Origin of the sequence: Stenotrophomonas sp. SrG (genome assembly GCF_050031795.1) — a bacterium.
GTDB classification, from domain to species: domain Bacteria; phylum Pseudomonadota; class Gammaproteobacteria; order Xanthomonadales; family Xanthomonadaceae; genus Stenotrophomonas; species Stenotrophomonas rhizophila_A.
This window is the reverse complement of the sequence record NZ_JBNBBE010000232.1, coordinates 1-275: the sequence shown is the minus strand read 5'-3', so window position 1 is coordinate 275 and position 275 is coordinate 1. Positions and strand designations below refer to the sequence as shown.

Annotated in this window: 1 pseudogene; it reads left to right on the top strand. The window is 70.9% G+C overall.

Annotated features, from left to right (window positions below):
* Positions 1–275: pseudogene (locus ACQG3P_RS19645) on the top strand (AAA family ATPase); the annotation flags it as partial.

Here is a 275-nt window from a genome sequence, read left to right as displayed (position 1 = left end):
CTGCTGGCCGATACGGCGCGGGGAGGAGTGCCGCCGTCGCTGGCGCGGGAGGGCGGGTTCCAGTCGGCGCTGGGGGCCGGTCCGGAGCGGTTGGACCGGCGGATGCTGTCGGGCGAGGTGCCGGTGCAGGGCGGGCCGCGGCTGGCGTCGGTGGCGCTGCGGCTGGGTTTTGCGGCGGATGATTTCGGGTATGCGATCGAGCTGGGCTACCCGGTGGCCGATTCGCATTCGATGTTCAACCTGGACCCGCAGATCAAGTGCGAGAGCATCTGGGA